This window comes from Streptococcus sp. HMSC066F01 (genome assembly GCF_001837335.1).
In the GTDB taxonomy this organism is placed as follows: domain Bacteria; phylum Bacillota; class Bacilli; order Lactobacillales; family Streptococcaceae; genus Streptococcus; species Streptococcus oralis_S.
Window position 1 is genome coordinate 1 of the sequence record NZ_KV832066.1, and the last position, 598, is coordinate 598.

General features: G+C 37.8%; 1 protein-coding gene. It reads right to left on the reverse strand.

Annotation, left to right across the window (positions count from 1 at the left end):
- Nucleotides 1-598 (reverse strand): LPXTG cell wall anchor domain-containing protein (locus HMPREF2655_RS00130; RefSeq protein ID WP_180364302.1); only part of this gene is annotated, 598 nt, incomplete at both ends.

A 598-nucleotide genomic window follows, 5' to 3' on the forward strand; every position in this document is an offset into this window, starting at 1 on the left:
TAGGAGTTGTTGGCTCCTCTGGTTTCTTAGGTTCTGGCGTTGTCGTACGAACTGTATTTGAAGCGTAAGCAACTTTGTTCACAGTATTTACATAGGTATTTTCAAAGGTTCCAACAGCAATTCGTTTCATTTGAATATAAGTCTCAGCCTGGAATGGAGAATCCAACTGAATCTCTTGAAGGAATTCTTCCTTGAAGCGAATTGTAAGCATTCCCTTATCTTGATCATGTTCAACCTGTGTTTCAGCCGTTAAGTCTGTTCCTGCCTTAATAACACGACCGTCTTTCAATCGGATATCAACCTTGGCAAGAACTTTATAGTTTCCAGTGTATTGATCACCTTTTTGGTCATAATCATCTACAAAACTATAGTCATTCAAGTCCTCAGAATGATTTTGTGGAATCAAACCACCGATTAAACGATAATTGAAGTACTGGTTCAATGGAATTGTTTGACCATCAATATTGTCACTGCTTGGATCCATACTGATTGTCACATCTTTTTTAGGTGTGATTTTCGGTACATTGTTGACAACTACTTCTGTAGCATAGCCATTTCCAAAATCAATTTGGTAGGCTTTGTTTTCATACTTACCACC